At 63.4% G+C, this 16,814-nt stretch carries 17 protein-coding genes and 1 other RNA gene; 8 read left to right on the forward strand and 10 right to left on the reverse strand.

Features of this window, described 5'->3' with window-relative positions:
- Nucleotides 1–81 precede the first annotated feature (81 nt).
- The gene (locus GCN78_RS03090) at nt 82–1,086 is read left to right on the forward strand and encodes an NAD-dependent epimerase/dehydratase family protein (RefSeq protein ID WP_152250375.1); all 1,005 of its coding nucleotides are present in this window, start codon (nt 82–84) and stop codon (nt 1,084–1,086) included.
- Between the two features lie 21 nt (nt 1,087–1,107).
- Here GCN78_RS03090 and GCN78_RS03095 read toward each other — a convergent pair whose 3' ends face one another.
- Both GCN78_RS03095 and ilvD read right to left on the reverse strand, forming a co-directional pair.
- The gene (locus tag GCN78_RS03095; RefSeq protein WP_070221905.1) at nt 1,108–1,419 is read right to left on the reverse strand and encodes a c-type cytochrome; all 312 of its coding nucleotides are present in this window, start codon (nt 1,417–1,419) and stop codon (nt 1,108–1,110) included.
- 220 nt (nt 1,420–1,639) lie between these two features.
- Nucleotides 1,640–3,511 (reverse strand): dihydroxy-acid dehydratase, encoded by a 1,872-nt coding sequence (gene ilvD / locus GCN78_RS03100; RefSeq protein ID WP_152250376.1) that lies wholly within the window; start codon nt 3,509–3,511, stop codon nt 1,640–1,642.
- A 173-nt stretch (nt 3,512–3,684) separates the two neighbouring features.
- Between ilvD and GCN78_RS03105 the strand changes: the two genes are divergently transcribed.
- A complete protein-coding gene (locus GCN78_RS03105; protein ID WP_152250377.1) occupies nt 3,685–4,596 on the forward strand; it encodes a LysR family transcriptional regulator in 912 nt (303 codons plus the stop codon).
- A 79-nt stretch (nt 4,597–4,675) separates the two neighbouring features.
- A complete protein-coding gene (gene lgt, locus GCN78_RS03110; protein WP_152250378.1) occupies nt 4,676–5,500 on the forward strand; it encodes a prolipoprotein diacylglyceryl transferase in 825 nt (274 codons plus the stop codon).
- Between the two features lie 7 nt (nt 5,501–5,507).
- On the opposite strand, the gene GCN78_RS03115 is transcribed toward lgt, so the two are convergent.
- The 5 genes from GCN78_RS03115 to GCN78_RS03135 form a co-directional block, all read right to left on the reverse strand.
- A complete protein-coding gene (locus GCN78_RS03115; RefSeq protein ID WP_152250379.1) occupies nt 5,508–5,972 on the reverse strand; it encodes an EVE domain-containing protein in 465 nt (154 codons plus the stop codon).
- 78 nt (nt 5,973–6,050) lie between these two features.
- A non-coding RNA gene (gene ssrS / locus GCN78_RS03120) (6S RNA) lies at nt 6,051–6,228 on the reverse strand.
- A 54-nt stretch (nt 6,229–6,282) separates the two neighbouring features.
- Complete coding sequence (locus GCN78_RS03125; protein ID WP_152250380.1) at nt 6,283–6,594, reverse strand: cell division protein ZapA; 312 nt, start codon at nt 6,592–6,594, stop codon at nt 6,283–6,285.
- On the reverse strand, nt 6,594–6,857 hold the full coding sequence (locus GCN78_RS03130; protein ID WP_034747342.1) for a hypothetical protein: 264 nt from the start codon (nt 6,855–6,857) through the stop codon (nt 6,594–6,596). Before GCN78_RS03130 ends, GCN78_RS03125 begins: the two co-directional genes overlap by 1 nt.
- A gap of 156 nt (nt 6,858–7,013) precedes the next feature.
- Nucleotides 7,014–7,760, reverse strand: a complete 747-nt coding sequence (locus tag GCN78_RS03135) for a hypothetical protein (RefSeq protein ID WP_152250381.1) — start codon at nt 7,758–7,760, stop codon at nt 7,014–7,016.
- Between the two features lie 524 nt (nt 7,761–8,284).
- Here GCN78_RS03135 and groES point away from each other — a divergent pair.
- The 3 genes from groES (at nt 8,285) to GCN78_RS03150 (ending at nt 10,968) form a co-directional block, all read left to right on the forward strand.
- Nucleotides 8,285–8,575, forward strand: coding sequence for a co-chaperone GroES (groES, locus tag GCN78_RS03140; protein WP_010400979.1), 291 nt, complete (start codon nt 8,285–8,287; stop codon nt 8,573–8,575).
- Nucleotides 8,576–8,625: 50 nt separating this feature from the next.
- Nucleotides 8,626–10,275, forward strand: coding sequence for a chaperonin GroEL (groL, locus tag GCN78_RS03145; RefSeq protein ID WP_070281377.1), 1,650 nt, complete (start codon nt 8,626–8,628; stop codon nt 10,273–10,275).
- Nucleotides 10,276–10,443: 168 nt separating this feature from the next.
- Nucleotides 10,444–10,968, forward strand: coding sequence for a hypothetical protein (locus GCN78_RS03150; protein ID WP_226939433.1), 525 nt, complete (start codon nt 10,444–10,446; stop codon nt 10,966–10,968).
- A 6-nt stretch (nt 10,969–10,974) separates the two neighbouring features.
- Here the strand turns inward: GCN78_RS03150 and GCN78_RS03155 are convergent, their stop codons facing one another.
- Both GCN78_RS03155 and GCN78_RS03160 read right to left on the reverse strand, forming a co-directional pair.
- Nucleotides 10,975–12,213 carry an MFS transporter gene (locus GCN78_RS03155; protein WP_152250382.1) on the reverse strand — a complete coding sequence of 413 codons (1,239 nt, stop codon included), beginning with the start codon at nt 12,211–12,213 and terminating at the stop codon, nt 10,975–10,977.
- On the reverse strand, nt 12,210–12,764 hold the full coding sequence (locus GCN78_RS03160) for a PadR family transcriptional regulator (protein ID WP_226939434.1): 555 nt from the start codon (nt 12,762–12,764) through the stop codon (nt 12,210–12,212). Before GCN78_RS03160 ends, GCN78_RS03155 begins: the two co-directional genes overlap by 4 nt.
- 99 nt (nt 12,765–12,863) lie before the next feature.
- On the opposite strand from GCN78_RS03160, the gene GCN78_RS03165 reads away from it, so the two are divergent.
- Nucleotides 12,864–13,433 (forward strand): GNAT family N-acetyltransferase, encoded by a 570-nt coding sequence (locus tag GCN78_RS03165; protein WP_152250383.1) that lies wholly within the window; start codon nt 12,864–12,866, stop codon nt 13,431–13,433.
- 81 nt (nt 13,434–13,514) lie between these two features.
- Nucleotides 13,515–15,089, forward strand: coding sequence for a POT-type proton-dependent oligopeptide transporter (locus GCN78_RS03170; RefSeq protein WP_152250384.1), 1,575 nt, complete (start codon nt 13,515–13,517; stop codon nt 15,087–15,089).
- Nucleotides 15,090–15,140: 51 nt separating this feature from the next.
- Here GCN78_RS03170 and GCN78_RS03175 read toward each other — a convergent pair whose 3' ends face one another.
- On the reverse strand, nt 15,141–16,772 hold the full coding sequence (locus GCN78_RS03175; RefSeq protein WP_152250385.1) for an alpha-D-glucose phosphate-specific phosphoglucomutase: 1,632 nt from the start codon (nt 16,770–16,772) through the stop codon (nt 15,141–15,143).
- Nucleotides 16,773–16,814: the final 42 nt, after the last annotated feature.

A 16,814-nucleotide genomic window follows, 5' to 3' on the forward strand; every position in this document is an offset into this window, starting at 1 on the left:
ATAGCCTGTGCTCGATGCTCGTCAATTCCCAATCAGCCTTGCGCGGCAGATACTGGCGCCATCAACCACACGGAGGTCAGCATGGAAGACACGAAAACGGCATTGGTACTGGGCGCCACGGGCGGCATCGGCGGCGAGATGGTGCGCCAGCTATTGGCGGCGGGCTGGCGGGTACGCGCCCTCACGCGGGGCGAGACGCCATCGCCACGGAGCGACCGCATCGAGTGGCTGCGCGGCGATGCGCTGGCGCGCGCGGACGTGCTGGCGGCCGCCAAGGGCTGCGCCGTCATCGTGCACGCCGTCAACCCGCCCGGCTACCGCCACTGGGGCCGGCTGGTGCTGCCCATGCTCGACAACACCATCGCGGCGGCGATCGCCGAAGGCGCCACCATCGTGCTGCCCGGCACCGTGTACAACTTCGGTCCCGACGCTTTCCCGCTGCTGGCGGAAGACGCGCCGCAGCACCCGCTGACGCGCAAGGGCGCCATCCGCGTGGAACTGGAAGCGCGGCTGGAACGGGCCAGCACGCAGGGCGCCAGGGTGCTGATCGTGCGCGCGGGCGACTTCTTCGGCCCCCGCGCCGGCAACAACTGGTTTTCGCAGGGCCTGGTAAAGCCGGGCCAAAGCGTGCGCAGCATCCTGTATCCGGGCGCGCCCGGCGTGGGCCACCAGTGGTCCTACCTGCCCGACGTGGCGCGCACGATGCTGCAACTGCTGGCCGTGCGCGCCACCTTGCCGCCATTTGCGCGCTTTCACATGGCCGGCCACTGGGACCACGACGGCCGGCAAATGACGGGCGCGATTGCCCGCGTGGTGGCACGGGCGACGGGCGCTGCGCCCGCCATCCGGCGTTTTCCGTGGTGGCTGGTGACGCTGGCGTCGCCGTTCGTGGCGACCCTGCGCGAAATGCGCGAGATGCGCTATCTGTGGCAAACGCCCTTGTCCATGGAGAATGCGCGGCTGCTGGCCGTGCTGGGCCAGGAGCCGCATACGCCGCTCGACGAGGCGGTGCGGGCGACATTGGAGGGCATGGGCAATCTGAACGCGGCAGGCAAAAAAAATGCGCCGGGATTGCCGGCGCGCTGATTGCAGGTACCGCGGCACAGATTATTTCTGTGCCAGTACCCATTTGACCAGGGTGTGAGCTTCAGCATCGCTCACTTGCGGGTTCGCTGGCATCGGGATCGCGCCCCAGGTGCCGGAACCGCCCTTCATGACTTTCGCCGCGAGCTTGGCTTCCGCGTCTTTCTGACCGGCGTACTTGGCAGCCACGTCCTTGAACGCAGGGCCCACCAGTTTCGTGCTCACCGCGTGGCAAGCCATGCAGTTCTTTGCTTTCGCCAGATCCGGATTGGCCAACGCTGCTTGCGATGCCAGAGCCGATACGGTCAATACACTCACCAACATAAAACGTTTCATTGTCTTTTCTCCAAAGTTACTTCCTGCGGCATTTTACTGTGTTTCCGCAGATGCACCACGAGCCCAGATCAAGCGTTTCAATGTAGTAACGCAATGTCGTCAGAAGGCAGTCCTATTCTGCCCCATCTGCGCGCCCATGGCCATGTTGTTTGTAAGGCGATGTAACGACGGCCGGCCCCGTCCAGTCAAACGGGGCCGGCCGTCGCACTTATGCAACAAATCAGCGTTTCTGCTTCTTCAGCTGGGAGAGATCGCGCACGGCGCCGCGGTCGGCCGACGTCGTCAGGGCCGCATACGCCTGCAGCGCCTGCGACACATAGCGCTCGCGGTTGACGGGCAGCCAGGCATCATCGCCCTTCGCTTCCATGGCGGCGCGGCGCGCGGCCAGTTCGGCATCCGTGACGCGCAGGTTGATGGTGCGCTCGGGGATGTCGATGTCGATGAAATCGCCCTCTTCCACCAGGCCGATGGCGCCGCCTTCGGCCGCTTCCGGCGAGGCGTGGCCGATCACCAGGCCCGAGGAGCCGCCCGAGAAGCGTCCGTCCGTGAACAGCGCGCACGCCTTGCCCAGGCCCTTCGACTTGATGTACGAAGTCGGATACAGCATTTCCTGCATGCCGGGGCCGCCTTTCGGACCTTCGTAGCGGATGATGACGACGTCGCCCTCATGCACAGTATCGGCCAAAATCGCTTCAACAGCGGAATCCTGGCTTTCGAACACGCGCGCCTTGCCCGAGAATTTCAGGATGCTTTCATCGACGCCCGCCGTCTTGACGATGCAGCCCTTTTCAGCCAGGTTGCCGTACAAGACGGCCAGGCCGCCATCCTGCGAGTAGGCGTGGGCCTTGTCGCGGATGCAGCCGGTGGCGCGGTCCGTGTCGACGGCGGCGAAGCGCTCCGACTGCGAAAACGCCGTCTGCGTCGGCACGCCGCCCGGCGCGGCGCGGAACAGTTCATGCACGGCCGGATCGTCCGTGCACATGATGTCGTTTTGCGCGATGGCGTCGGCCAGGGTGGGCGCGTGGATGGTCGGCAAAGTGGTGTTGAGCAGGCCGGCGCGCGCCAGTTCGCCCAGGATGCCCACGATGCCGCCCGCGCGGTGCACGTCTTCGATATGGTATTTGTCCGTCATCGGCGCCACCTTGCACAGGCACGGCACCTTGCGCGAGATGCGGTCGATGTCGGCCATCGTGAATGCCACTTCCGCCTCGTGCGCGGCGGCCAGCAAGTGCAGCACGGTGTTGGTCGAGCCGCCCATGGAGACGTCGAGCGCCATGGCGTTCTCGAACGCCGCCTTGGTGGCGATGGAACGGGGCAGCACGGTGTAATCATCCTGCTCGTAATGGCGCTTGGCCAGTTCGACGATCAAACGGCCCGCGCGCAGGAACAGCTGCTGGCGGTCCGAGTGCGTGGCCAAAATCGTGCCGTTGCCGGGCAGGGCCAGGCCCAGCGCCTCGGTCAGGCAATTCATCGAGTTGGCCGTAAACATGCCGGAGCAGGAACCGCAGGTCGGACAGGCCGAGCGTTCGATCTCGGCCACGTCGGCGTCGGAGACGGTGCTGTCGCCGGCCTTGATCATGGCGTCGACCAGGTCCAGCTTGATGATCTTCTGGCTGCCGTTGACGACCTTGACGACCTTGCCCGCTTCCATCGGCCCGCCGGAAATAAACACGACGGGGATGTTGATGCGCATGGCGGCCATCAGCATGCCCGGCGTGATCTTGTCGCAGTTCGAGATGCAGACCATGGCGTCGGCGCAGTGGGCGTTGACCATGTATTCGACGGAGTCGGCGATCAGGTCGCGCGAGGGCAGCGAATACAGCATGCCGCCGTGGCCCATGGCGATGCCGTCATCGACGGCGATGGTGTTGAATTCCTTGGCCACGCCGCCGGCCGCCTCGATTTCGCGCGCCACCATCTGGCCCAGGTCCTTCAGATGCACGTGACCGGGCACGAACTGGGTGAACGAGTTGACGACGGCGATGATCGGCTTGTCGAAGTCGCCGTCCTTCATGCCGGTGGCGCGCCACAGGGCGCGGGCGCCAGCCATGTTGCGGCCGTGGGTGGTGGTGCGGGAGCGGTATTGCGGCATGATGGGGACCTTCCAAGAGTAATGGGTGCTGGACTGCGCGGGCTTGCAACAAAACCCTGCATGCAGTGGGGGTACGCCAGATTGCCTTGCGCGCGCCCCACTGTCAAATATATGATGCACGTGTCTGTGAGTCGTTTTATATATCACAGCACTTATTCCACATGGAAACGCATATGAATCTCGAGCTGCGCCAGCTGCGCTACTTTGTCACCGTCGCCGAGGAATTGCACTTCGGCCGCGCCGCCGCGCGCCTGCACATGACGCAGCCGCCCCTGTCGCAGACGATCATGGCCCTGGAAGAATTGCTGGGCGCGCCCCTGTTCGTGCGCACGCGCCGGGAGGTGCAGCTGACGCCGGCCGGCACGGCCCTGCTGCCCGAGGCGCGCCGGCTGTTGGCGCAGGCGCTCGATTTGCCCGCGCTGGTGCGGCGGGCCGCGCAGGGCGAAGCGGGGCGCCTGAGCCTGGCGTTTGTTTCGTCGGCCGACTACAGCGTGCTGCCGCCCTTGCTGCGCGCTTACCGGACGGCCTACCCGCAAGTGCGGATCGCGCTGCAGGAAGCCACCTCCGACCTCCAGCTCGAGGAATTGCTGGCCGGGCGCACGGATGCTGGCCTGTTGATCCCACCGCTGCCCGAGAAGGCGAAAGGAGAGCTCGATTACCTGCCCGTGCTGGCCGAACCGCTGGTGCTGGCCGCGCCGTCCGGCCTCGCCATCCTGACGGCACCGGGACCCGTGCGCCTGCGCGACGTGCCGCCCCTGCCCCTGATCATCTTCCCGCGCGCGATCTCGCCCGCCCTGCACGACGCCATCCTCGGCGTATTCCGCTCGGCCGGCATCACGCCGCAGATCGGCCAGGAAGCGATCCAGATGCAAACCATCGTCAGCCTCGTCTCGGCTGGCATGGGCATCGCGCTTGTGCCACAATCGGTATCGAACCTGATGCGCCCCGGCGTAGAATACAGGCCGTTGCAGGACGCCACGCCGCTGGTGGAAACGGGCCTGGCCTGGCGCCGCGACAATCCGTCCGCCGTGCTGCAAGGATTCCTGGCGCTGCTGCGCAAGCAGATCGGCGCGACCGCCCAATAAATTAAGTGGCCGCTAAGGCAAAAAACCGCCAGCGCCCCCATACTACGCAACCTTGGCTTTAAACAAAGAAAGAAACCCCATGCTGATACACCCGATGCCCGACCCGATCGCCATACAAATCGGCCCGCTCGCCGTGCACTGGTACGGCCTGATGTATGTGCTGGCCTTCGCCCTGTTCATTCTCCTGGGCCGCGTGCGCATCAAGCAGCCGCATATCGCCGTGCTGGGCTGGCAGAAGGAAGACCTCGACGACATGCTGTTCTACGGCATGCTGGGCGTGGTGATCGGCGGGCGCCTGGGCGAAGTGCTGTTCTACCGCCCCGAATACTTCCTGCACAATCCGCTCGAGATCTTCATGGTCTGGCATGGCGGCATGTCCTTCCATGGCGGCTTCCTCGGCGTCATCCTGGCCATGTATCTGTGGAGCCGCAAAGCGGGCCGCAACCTGTTCGACGTGCTCGACTTCATCGCCCCGCTGGTGCCGCTCGGCTACGCGGCCGGCCGCCTGGGCAACTTCATCAATGCCGAACTGCCGGGCCGCATCGCGCCGGACACCCTGCCATGGGCCATGCAGTGGCCGGGCATTCCGTATCCCGTGCACCCGTCGCCCCTGTACCAGATGCTGATCGACGGCATCCTCGTCTTCATCATCCTGTGGCTGTATGCGCGCAAGCAGCGCCCGCGCATGGCCGTCGGCGCCATGTTCACCCTGCTGTACGGCTGCGCGCGCTTCTTCACGGAATACTTCCGCACGCCGGACTGGGAAGTCGTGTGGCTGGGCGTGCCGATCACGTCGGGCCAGATGCTGTCCCTGCCGATGATCGTCGGCGCCATCGCCCTGCTCGTGTGGGCGTATAAAAGCCAGGTCATGGGCACGCCGCCCACCAAGGCCCGCCCGGCCTGAACGGCGATCAGCCTTGTAACTTGCTTGTAATCGCTCTCCATTGCGCCGGCGTCACGGGCGTGATGGACAAGCGGCTGCCCTTCTTGAGCAGCAGCATGTCTTCCAGTTCGGGCATCTGGCGCATCTCGGACAGGGGCAGCAGCGCCGTCTTCTTCACGCCGCGCACGTCGACGCTGATCCAGCGCGGCTGTTCAGGCGTGGCCTTGGCATCGAAATATTTGCCGCCCTCTTCAAACTGGCTGTGATCGGGATACGCGCCGCTGGCCACTTCGGCCACGCCCGCCACGCCCGGCTGCGGGCAGCTCGAATGGTAGAACAGCACGCCATCGCCGGGCCGCATGCCATCGCGCATGAAGTTGCGCGCCTGGTAGTTGCGCACGCCAAACCACGGCATGGTGTGCTGGGGCGCGGCCATCAGGTCGTCGATGCTCACTTCATCGGGTTCGGATTTCATCAGCCAGTATTGTTTCATGCTCACTCCCTCTCAAAAGCACCAGGCGTAAAAAAACGGTTGCGCATGATGCTGCAACCGTTTTCTTTGTACTGCAAATTGGGCCCCGCCTGTGCCGCTATGCCGGCATCCCGAACCAAACGGTTCAAGGTGGTCACGTTAGTTCAATTTCGGGTTCGTCGAACGAGCGACGCTCACTCCCATCAAACAAAATTCGCAACCGATGCGCATAAATGGTTCAAGGAATATATGGCAATCGCGAACACCGCAGGGTAGACCCAAGTTTACTCCTTTGATCGCGCATCGCAAAGACAAATCGTACCGTGTCCGCTTAAAAAAGGTTTTCCTGGGGCGTCAATGCGCTATCCAGGACGGTATGCATGGCCGAGATTTTCTGCTTCACTTCCAGTATCGTCAATTCCGACAGCGGACCTTGCGGCGACTTCACGGAGAGGAATTCCGCGGCCACGCCCAGGGCGGCCAGCACGGCGATGCGGTCGTTGCCCTTGACCTTGCCCGCGTCGCGGATGGCTTTCATTTTACTGTCAAGATAGATCGCCGCTTCGCGCAGCGCGCGCTCTTCGCCGTCGCGACACACCATGCTGTAGGACTGGCCCATGATATTGACATCGACACGCGACATTACGCTTCCTTCTCGTTCTCGGCAATATAGGCGCCCGCTTCCGAAGCGGCTTGCTCCAGGCCAGCTTGCACCAGTTCGGGAATTTTTTCCAGCAACGCTTCCACCCGCTCCTGCGCCTCGCGCATGCGTTGCACATACAGGGCGTTCTCGGCGGCCAGCGCGGCATTGTCCTTGCGCAGTTGCGCGTTTTCACGGCGCAGCGCATGGGTCATTTCGGCCAGCAGGCCTATTTTGTCGGATAATTCATTGAATTCGGAAATCATCCCGCCACTATAGGGCGGACGCTCCATGGGCGTCAATCGAATCACGCCGCTGTCACACATATTTACATCAATGCAGGGCAGTTGGCGGACAATACACGCTTTTTCTGGCGCTTTTCGCCATCTGCACGCATCCGCCAGCGCCGCGACGGCAGCGATTTACTCGTCGACGTAATCAGGTTCGATATCGAGTCCGCCATAGCTGTTTTCGCAAGAGCGGCGCGTCAGCGTCTGTTGTCCACCCTTGCCATCAAGCACCATCGTCAAATCGCGGCAAGTGCGGCGGTAGCTGCCAGGTTTGGCGTCCGTCCGCGAGGGCGTCAAAGTGACGCGCAAGGGCACGGCATTGCCCAGCCCCTTGTTGCTCCATTCACGGGTCTTGCCATCCTCTTCATCTTTCAGGGTGCGCACGGCGGCCGTCAGCAAGGATTTTTGTTCCTGCGCATTGAGCTTGGCGATGGTGACGTCGGACAGGAAAGGCGGTGACACGACGACGGCCGGGTCCTTGCCCTGCACATCCCAGCGGCCGCTGTTCTGCGAACAGGTGCGGCGGCTCAGGTCCTGCGACTTGCCTGCCGCCGTGACGACGAATTTCATGTCGCGGCAGACGTGCGCCTTCAGGCTGTGCTCCGTCATGCCGGAGTTGCTGAAGTTGTATGTGACTTTCACCAGCACGCCATTGTCGGCGCCGTTGTTCCATACATGGGCTTCCTGGTCGTCGTCATCCTTGTTCAAGTCGTTGAACAAGTCATTGAGCAACATTTCCTTTTCCAGCGGCGTCAGGGTGGCCACGGTGATCTCGTCGACGATGGTGGGCGTTTGCGCGCCGGCATTACCCAGGCAGGCGAGACCGATGAGGGTGGCGCCCAGCAGGCGCAGGGCGGGACGGGAAATCGGGAATGGCATGGCGTGCTTTCTGGTGCAAGTGGTGATATTGATATGCAATTGCAATCATCTTATCAAATTTCATAGTCAAACTCTGTTTCCTGTGCGTACAGGAACGCCGCCTCTCCGGACGGCATGCTAGAGTCGCGCCTGTTGCTGACGCCCGGGAACGAGGCTTGCGCTGGCGCAAACCCTGTGTAGATGCAGGCTCTGCTCAGCATCTATCTATATGTTCCCTTTGAATAAGCCCTTGAAGTTGACCCTTAGCGTCCCTATAATTAGCACTCGTTAGTAGAGAGTGCTAACAAACTCTTTCGTAGTAATCCTCAGGACTGATGGTGCTTGCCAGGCCACTGCAGGGAACGCTACGCGGCGGGCGACGCCGCGATGCACCACTGCCGGAAACAGGCAAGGACAGGATGACATGGGGTTTGCTTGACCGTTGCGGGCTGCTTTCAACGGCGGTCACTGAAAGCACGTCTGGCGCTGTGCCAGGCATGTATTCACTTAGCAACACCTATCCATTGAACTTTAAGGAGTTTTGTATGAATCTGCGCCCATTGAACGATCGCGTCATCGTCAAACGCCTCGACCAGGAAACCAAGACTGCGTCCGGCCTCATCATTCCTGATGCAGCTGCTGAAAAACCGGATCAAGGCGAAGTCCTTGCCGTAGGCAATGGCAAGATTCTCGACGACGGCAAAGTCCGTCCTCTGGATGTCAAAGTGGGCGACCGCGTCCTGTTCGGCAAGTACGCCGGCCAAACCGTCAAAGTTGACGGCGATGAGCTGCTGGTCATGCGCGAAGAAGACATCATGGCGATCGTCGTCAAGTAATTGTTTCCACGTTGTAGACAGATACATCCCGAAACTCAGGAGAATTGAACATGGCAGCTAAAGAAGTAGTATTCGGCGACGCAGCGCGCGCCAAGATGGTCGAAGGCGTCAACATCCTCGCCAACGCAGTCAAAGTAACGCTGGGCCCGAAAGGCCGCAACGTCGTCCTGGAGCGCTCGTTCGGCGCCCCTACCGTCACCAAGGATGGTGTGTCGGTAGCGAAAGAAGTTGAACTCAAAGACAAGCTCATGAACATGGGCGCGCAAATGGTCAAGGAAGTTGCTTCCCGCACCAGCGACAACGCCGGCGACGGCACCACCACCGCGACCGTGCTGGCACAAGCCATCGTGCGCGAAGGCATGAAGTTCGTTGCCGCCGGCATGAACCCGATGGACCTGAAGCGCGGTATCGACAAAGCCGTTGCGGCGACCGTCGAAGAACTGGCGAAAATCGCCCGTCCTTGCACCACGACCAAGGAAATCGCCCAAGTTGGCGCGATCTCGGCGAACTCGGACTACTCGATCGGCGAGCGTATCGCTGAAGCGATGGAAAAAGTCGGCAAAGAAGGCGTGATCACCGTGGAAGACGGCAAGTCGCTGAACGACGAGCTGGACATCGTTGAAGGCATGCAGTTCGACCGCGGCTACCTGTCGCCATACTTCATCAACAACCCAGAGAAACAAGTTGCCGTACTGGACAGCCCATTCGTCCTGCTGTGCGACAAGAAAATCTCGAACATCCGTGACCTGCTGCCGGTACTGGAACAAGTCGCCAAAGCTGGCCGCCCACTGCTGATCATCGCCGAAGACATCGAAGGCGAAGCGCTGGCGACCCTGGTGGTGAACAACATCCGCGGCATCCTGAAAACCTGCGCAGTGAAAGCCCCTGGCTTCGGCGACCGCCGCAAGGCCATGCTGGAAGACATCGCTGTCCTGACCGGCGGCCAAGTGATCGCTGAAGAAGTCGGCCTGACCCTGGAAAAAGTGACCCTGGCCGAACTGGGCCAAGCGAAACGCATCGAAGTGGGCAAGGAAAACACCATCGTCATCGATGGCGCCGGCGAAGCTGCCTCGATCGAAGCACGCGTGAAACAAGTGCGTGTACAGATCGAAGAAGCGACCTCGGACTACGACCGTGAAAAACTGCAAGAGCGCGTGGCCAAACTGGCCGGCGGCGTTGCCGTGATCAAGGTTGGCGCAGCCACCGAAGTCGAAATGAAAGAGAAAAAAGCCCGCGTTGAAGATGCACTGCACGCGACCCGCGCTGCCGTGGAAGAAGGCATCGTGCCAGGCGGCGGCGTAGCCCTGCTGCGCGCACGCGCCAACATCACGGTCAAGGGCGACAACCCTGATCAAGATGCCGGTATCAAGATCGTCCTGCGCGCAATGGAAGAGCCACTGCGCATGATCGTGCAAAACGCTGGCGAAGAAGCTTCGGTCGTCGTGGCAGCCGTACTGGCTGGCTCGGGCAACTACGGCTACAACGCTGCCAACGGCACGTATGGCGACATGGTGGAAATGGGCGTTCTGGACCCAGCCAAAGTGACCCGTTCGGCGCTGCAAAACGCCGCTTCGATCGCTTCGCTGATGCTGACGACCGACTGCATGGTCTGCGAAATCGCTGACGACAAGGCAGCCGGCGGCATGGGCGGCGGCATGGGTGGTATGGGCGGCATGGGCGGCATGGACGGCATGATGTAATGTCCGGCGTCCCCGCGCGCAGGCGACGGCGCGCAGGGACGCTTACGCCGGGACAAGGCTGGCAAGCCAAAACCTGCCAGCGCCTGCCCGGCGGCCCCGAAAGCCACCTTCTACGGAAGGTGGCTTTTTTTCATCTTTCTTTTTAGCAACTCCAACGATTGCCCATGCGTGCGTTTTGCTTTAGCATGGCCGCCATCGTCCTTCTTTCTCCCCATCGCCATCATGCCGCCACGCGCCTCTTCTTCCAAAACCACCATCATCGCCGGCATCCTGGCCGGCTTGCTGGCCGCCGGACTCGGCGCGTTCTACCTGCACCAGCAGTCCGCGCCGCACGCAGGCAATCCCCCGGCCGCGAGCAGTCCGGCGCAAGAGCAGAACGCGCGCGCCGTCGATGCGCTGATGGCGTTGCCGGAGATTAAGGCCTGGTCGGCGCATATCGAAAAGGCGTCGGGCGGCCGCGCGCACGGCGCCGTGATGGAAACGTCGCCCGAGACGCGCCTCGTCGATGGCGTCGCCTGTTATCAGCTGAGCTTTGTCGAAAACACGCCCGATGCCGCGCACCGCTGGGAGAGTTTCATCGTTTCGCCTGACGGCAAGCGCATCCTCGTCGACGACATCGTCAGCGGTGAGCTGATCAGCCTGGAACAATGGCGCAAGGACAACGCGCCCATGCAGCGCATCGTCCCTCAATAAGCTCCCCTACGCCGGCGCCCCCTGCGGCGCCGCGCCGCGCACGCGCGCCACCCACCACACCGTCCACAGCGACAAGCCCGCCGCCAGCCAGCCATTGACGCCATAGCCGCTGATGTGGCCGGCCGCGTCCGTCTGCAGGCTCAGGCCGCCCAGCCACGCGCCCAGGCCGCTGCCCAGGCTTTGCAGGGCCGAATTGGCGCTGAGAAAGGCGCCGCGCTTGTGCGGTTCCGGGATGGTCGTCAGCAGCGCCTGCAGCGGTATCGTGCGGCCCGAAACGAGTGCCATAAAGAAGGGAAACGCCAGCATCAGCCCCAGCAGCGGCAACTGGGGCAAGTGCGTCATGAACAGCAGCGGCGCGATCGACAGCAGCGAGACCCAGCGGTACACCTGCTGCTTGCCGGCCCGGTCCGCCCAGCGGCCGATCAGGCGCGCCGTGAAGATCGTGGCGCAGCCGCCCGCCAGGTACACCCAGGTGACGTCGGCCGGCGCCAGCCCCATATTGCCCACCAGTACGGGTGAAATGAAGGGGATCACCAGCATACCCGCCGTCATGTTGACAATCGACAAGGCAAACGCTTGCAGGTGGCGTCGCTCGCGGAACAGCGCCAGCAACTTCGGCAGCACCTGGCGCAGCGGCGTGGCAGCCGCGCCCGTGTGCGCCGTCAGCGAGGGCAGCACGCGCGCCGCGCCCAGCCAGACCAGCAGCGACAGCACGACCAGCAGGAAAAACGGCGACGCCCAGCCAAAGTGCGCGGCCAGCACCACGCCGATGGGCACGCCGCCCACGGCCGCCATGGCAAACGAGGTCATGACGATGCCCGTGGCCGCGCCGCGCCGCTCGGCAGGAATCACGTCGCCGATGATGGCCATGACCATGGCGCCCAGCACGCCGCCCGTCAGCCCGGCAAAGGCGCGCGACCACAGCAGCACATGGAAGTTCGGCGCCAGCGCGCAAGCCAGATTCGACACGGTGAACAGGCAAAACATGGTCAGCAGCAGCTTCTTGCGGTCGAAGCGGTCGATATACGTGGCCGCCAGCAAGCCGGACAGGCCCGCGCACCAGGCGTAGGCCGAAACGGCGCCGGAGACGGCGGCCGGGCCGATGGAGAACGCCTGCATCAGCTGGGGCGCCAGCGGCATCATCACCATGAAATCCATGATGACGGTAAATTGCGTGAGGGCCAGCAGCCACAGCATCGCGCGCTCGCGGGCCGGTGTCAGCATGGGGACGGGCGCGGCCATCATGCGAGCGCCTCGATCTCGGTACGGGCCTGGCGCAGGATGGCGCGGATGGCGTCAAGACGGCAAGCGTCCGCATCCCCCGCGCGTGCGCGTGCCAGCACGGCCGCCTTCAATTCGTGCATCAGGTGGCGCAGGTCGTCGTCCGCGCCGGCCGGCGCGTCGATCCTCGCGGCAATCGCGTCGACATAGGCGCGGTTCGCTGCCAGGAAAGCCAGCCCTTCCGGCGTAATGCTGTGCAGTTTCTTGTTGCCATCGCGGCTGACGGCCACGTAACCGTGGCCCACCAGACCATGCATCAGCGGATAGATGGCGCCGGGGCTGGGCGCGTACGCACCGCCGGCGCGCTGCGCGATGGCCTGGATGATGTCGTAGCCGTGGCGCGGCTTGTCGGCGATCAATTGCAGCACCAGGTAGCGCAAGGTGCCCGCATCAAACATTTTCGGCCCGCGCGCGGCGGGAACAGGCTTGGCAACGCTGGCGGCGGCGCCCGGCGCATCGCCGTGGCGGTGGGCCGCCGCGCGCAGCGGGGGCGTGCCACAAAGAAAAAGGGACATGGCATTCCTTAAGATATATCGCAATAAGATATATCTTATGTTCGATACCGCCGCAACGCAAGGTTTACTTTCTGGCATCGAAGCCCGATACTCGGCCACATGCCCGCCACCACCGTCCGCCCGCTCGCGCCCGACGACGTTGCCGCCTACCGCGCGCTGCGCCTGGCCGGCATCGCCGAACTGCCCGCCACCTTCTGCACGACGTACGCGGCGGAGAGCGGCTTGCCGCTGGCACAGATAGCCCAGCGCTTGCGCATCACTTCCCGCCAAATAATATTTGGCGTTTTCGACAAGGAACAATTGATCGCCATTGCCGGCCTGCGCCGCGAACCGATTGCCGTCGTGCATGACAAGGCCAGCCTGTGGGGCGTGTACGTGGCGCCGCAGGCGCGCGGGCGCGGCGCGGGACGGCAACTGGTGCAGGCCGCCATCGACCATGCCTGCGCCATTCCCGAACTGGGCCGCGTGCGCCTGGCCGTGGCGCAGGACAACCACGCGGCGTTGACCCTGTACCTCGCTTGCGGTTTTACCCTGGAAGACTGTCCCGCATCGGACGGCATGCTGCCGATGCAGCTGTGGCTGCCCCGCCCGGCTCGTGCAAGTGCCAGTGCAAGTGCCGAAAGTAATGTCTTTATGAAAATCAATACCTTACAAATCCCTGCGAAATAGCGGACAGGCCGTTTTTTCTGTTGCAAGCAAACGCGGCAGGCCTTAGCATCGCGGCTTACAAAAAAAACTTGGGGAGAGCCAATGTCATCGGCCGAGACACAAACCGCCACGGGCAAGATGCCCCGGCAAATACCGTACATCATCGCCAACGAAGGCTGCGAACGCTTCAGCTTCTATGGCATGCGCAACATCCTGACGCCATTCCTCATCAGCACCCTGCTGCTGATGATCCCGATCGACCAGCGCACGGGCGAAGCCAAGCACGTCTTCCACACCTTCGTCATCGGCGTGTACTTCTTCCCGCTGCTGGGCGGCTGGCTGGCCGACCGCTTCTTTGGCAAGTACAACACCATCTTCTGGCTCAGCCTCGTGTATTGCGCCGGCCATGCCTGCCTGGCCCTGTTTGAAAACAGCGTCAACGGCTTCTATTTCGGCCTGTTCCTGATCGCCTTCGGTTCCGGCGGCATCAAGCCCCTCGTCGCCTCGTTCGTCGGCGACCAGTTCGACCAGACCAACAAGCACAAGGCCAAGCTGGTGTTCGACCTGTTCTACTGGATCATTAACTTCGGCTCCTTCTTCGCCTCGCTGCTGATGCCGATGTTCCTGCGCGACTTCGGTCCGTCGATCGCCTTCGGCATCCCCGGCCTGATGATGCTGGCCGCCACCATCGTCTTCTGGATGGGCGCCAAGAAATACGTGCACGTGCCGCCGGCGCCGCCGAATCCCGATTCGTTCACCCGCGTGGCCCGCACGGCCCTGCTGGCGCGCGTCGATGGCGGTTCGCGTCCCGGCCTGTACGTGGCGTATGTCGGCGTGATCGGTGCCCTGTATGCGTTCTACAGCATTCCCGAATGGGGCTTCGTGATTTCCGCGTGTACGGCGCTGGTCCTGCTGCTGGCCTTCGGCAGCATCGGCACGGCCATGCAGCTGGAACGCGCACGCGGCATCCACCCGGACGAAGCCGTCGAAGGCGTGCGCGCCGTGTTGCGCATCCTCGTCATCTTCGCCCTCGTCACGCCCTTCTTCTCGCTGTTCGACCAGAAGGCCTCGACGTGGATCGTGCAGGCGAACACCATGGAAAAACCAAGCTGGTTCCTGCCGGCGCAGATGCAGGCGCTGAACCCGATGCTGGTGATGCTCTTGATCCCGTTCAACAACCTGGTGCTGTACCCAATGCTCAACCGCTTCGGCCTGGAAGCGACGGCCTTGCGCCGCATGACGGCCGGCATCGGCTTTTCCTCGCTGGCCTGGATCGTCATCGGCTTGCTGCAACTGGCCCTCGACAGCGGCAACGCCGTCTCCATCATGTGGCAGATCCTGCCGTACGCCCTGCTGACGTTTGGCGAAGTGCTGGTCTCGGCGACAGGACTGGAGTTTGCGTACAGCCAGGCGCCCGTCTCGATGAAGGGCGCCATCATGAGCTTCTGGAATCTGTCGACCACGGTGGGCAACCTGTGGGTGCTGATCGTCAACCGCAGCGTCATGAACGAAGGCGTGATCGGCAAGATCGCCGAAAGCGGCATCAGCGTGACGGCCTTCCAGATGTTCTTCTTCGCCGCCTTCGCCGCCGTCGCCATGCTGGCTTTCGGCCTGTATGCGAAGCGCTACAAGATGGTCGACAACTACCGCCAGGCGGCCATCCCGGCAAAAGCATGATGCCGGTTTAATCCGCCGCAATGAAGAAGGGCGCCCTCGGGCGCCCTTTTTTTACGTCGTCACGGTCGGCGCGTCGCGCCCCGTGCGCTCGCGGATCTGCGCCACCTGTTCGGCGATGGCGATCAGTGGCGCCAGCGCCTCCTGGGTCGGCATGCCGTGCTGCGCGGCGTCAGCCTCGTCGCGCTCCAGGTACAGGCGCAGGGTGGCGCCTTCGGTGCCCGTGCCGGACAGGCGCAGCACGATGCGCGCGCCATCCTTCATGACGATGCGGATGCCCTGCTGCGTCGCCACGGAACCGTCGACGGGGTCCGTGTAGCTGAAATCGTCGGCCAGCGCCACCGTATAGCCATCGAACACCTGGCCCGGCAGGGCGGCCAGCCGGCCGCGCACGGCTTCCATCAGCTGCTGCGCGCCGGCGCTGTCGATGTCTTCGTAATCGTGGCGCGAATAGTAATTGCGGCCATACGTGGCCCAGTGTGCGCGCACGATGTCTTCCACCGATTGTTTTTTCGCTGCCAGCAGGTTGAGCCAGAACAGCACGGCCCACAGGCCATCCTTTTCGCGCACGTGGTTCGAGCCCGTGCCGTAGCTCTCTTCGCCGCACAGCGTCGCCATGTCCGCGTCGAGCAGGGTGCCGAAGAACTTCCAGCCCGTCGGCGTCTCGTAGCACGGGATGCCCAGCGCGCTGGCGACGCGGTCGGCCGCGCCCGACGTCGGCATGGAGCGGGCGATGCCCTTCAAGCCGGCGCGGTAGCCTGGCGCCACGCTGGCATTCGCGGCCAGAATCGCCAGGCTGTCCGACGGCGTAACGTCGAAGCGCCGGCCGACGATCATGTTGCGGTCGCCGTCGCCGTCCGAGGCGGCGCCGAAGTCGGGGCCATCGCCGGCCGCCATGATGGCGATCAATTCCTGCGCGTTGACGGGATTCGGGTCGGGATGGCCGCCGCCGAAGTCTTCCAGGGGCACGCCGTTGATGACGCTGCCCTTGGTCGCGCCCAGCATGTCTTCCAGGATGGCCGTCGCATACGGGCCGGAGACGGCGTGCATGCCGTCAAAGCAGAGGCGCAAGCCGCCCGCGAACAGGGCGCGGATGGCGTCGAAATCGAACAGCTGCTGCATCAGTTCCGCGTAATCGAGGACCGGGTCGATCACCTCGACCGTCATCTGCTCGATGCGCACCAATCCCAGCGCATCGAGGTCGATGTCGGCAGCGTCGCTGATGCGGTATTCGGTAATGGCTTGCGTGCGGGCGTAGATGGCTTCGGTGACCTTCTCGGGCGCCGGGCCGCCATTGGCGATGTTGTACTTGATGCCGAAATCGCCATCGGGGCCACCCGGATTATGGCTGGCCGACAAGATGAGGCCGCCGCTGGCGCCATGCTTGCGGATGACGCAGCTGACGGCCGGCGTCGACAGGATGCCGCCCTGCCCCAGCAGCACGCGCGCGTAGCCATGCGCGGCCGCCATGCGCAGCACCGTCTGGATCGCCGCGCGGTTGTAAAAGCGGCCGTCGCCGCCCAGCACCAGGGTCTGGCCATGGCAGTCGCCGAGCGTGTCAAAAACGCTCTGCACGAAATTTTCCAGGTACTGCGGCTGGCTGAACACGCCCACTTTCTTGCGCAGGCCCGACGTGCCTGGCCGCTGGCCGGCAATCGGCGCCGTATTGATGATTTGTATAGTCATGTTGCCTCCCTATTAACTCCCCATGTTAACGCATGCCGGGCC

It is taken from the genome of Janthinobacterium rivuli (genome assembly GCF_009208735.1).
Classification (GTDB): Bacteria; Pseudomonadota; Gammaproteobacteria; order Burkholderiales; family Burkholderiaceae_D; genus Janthinobacterium.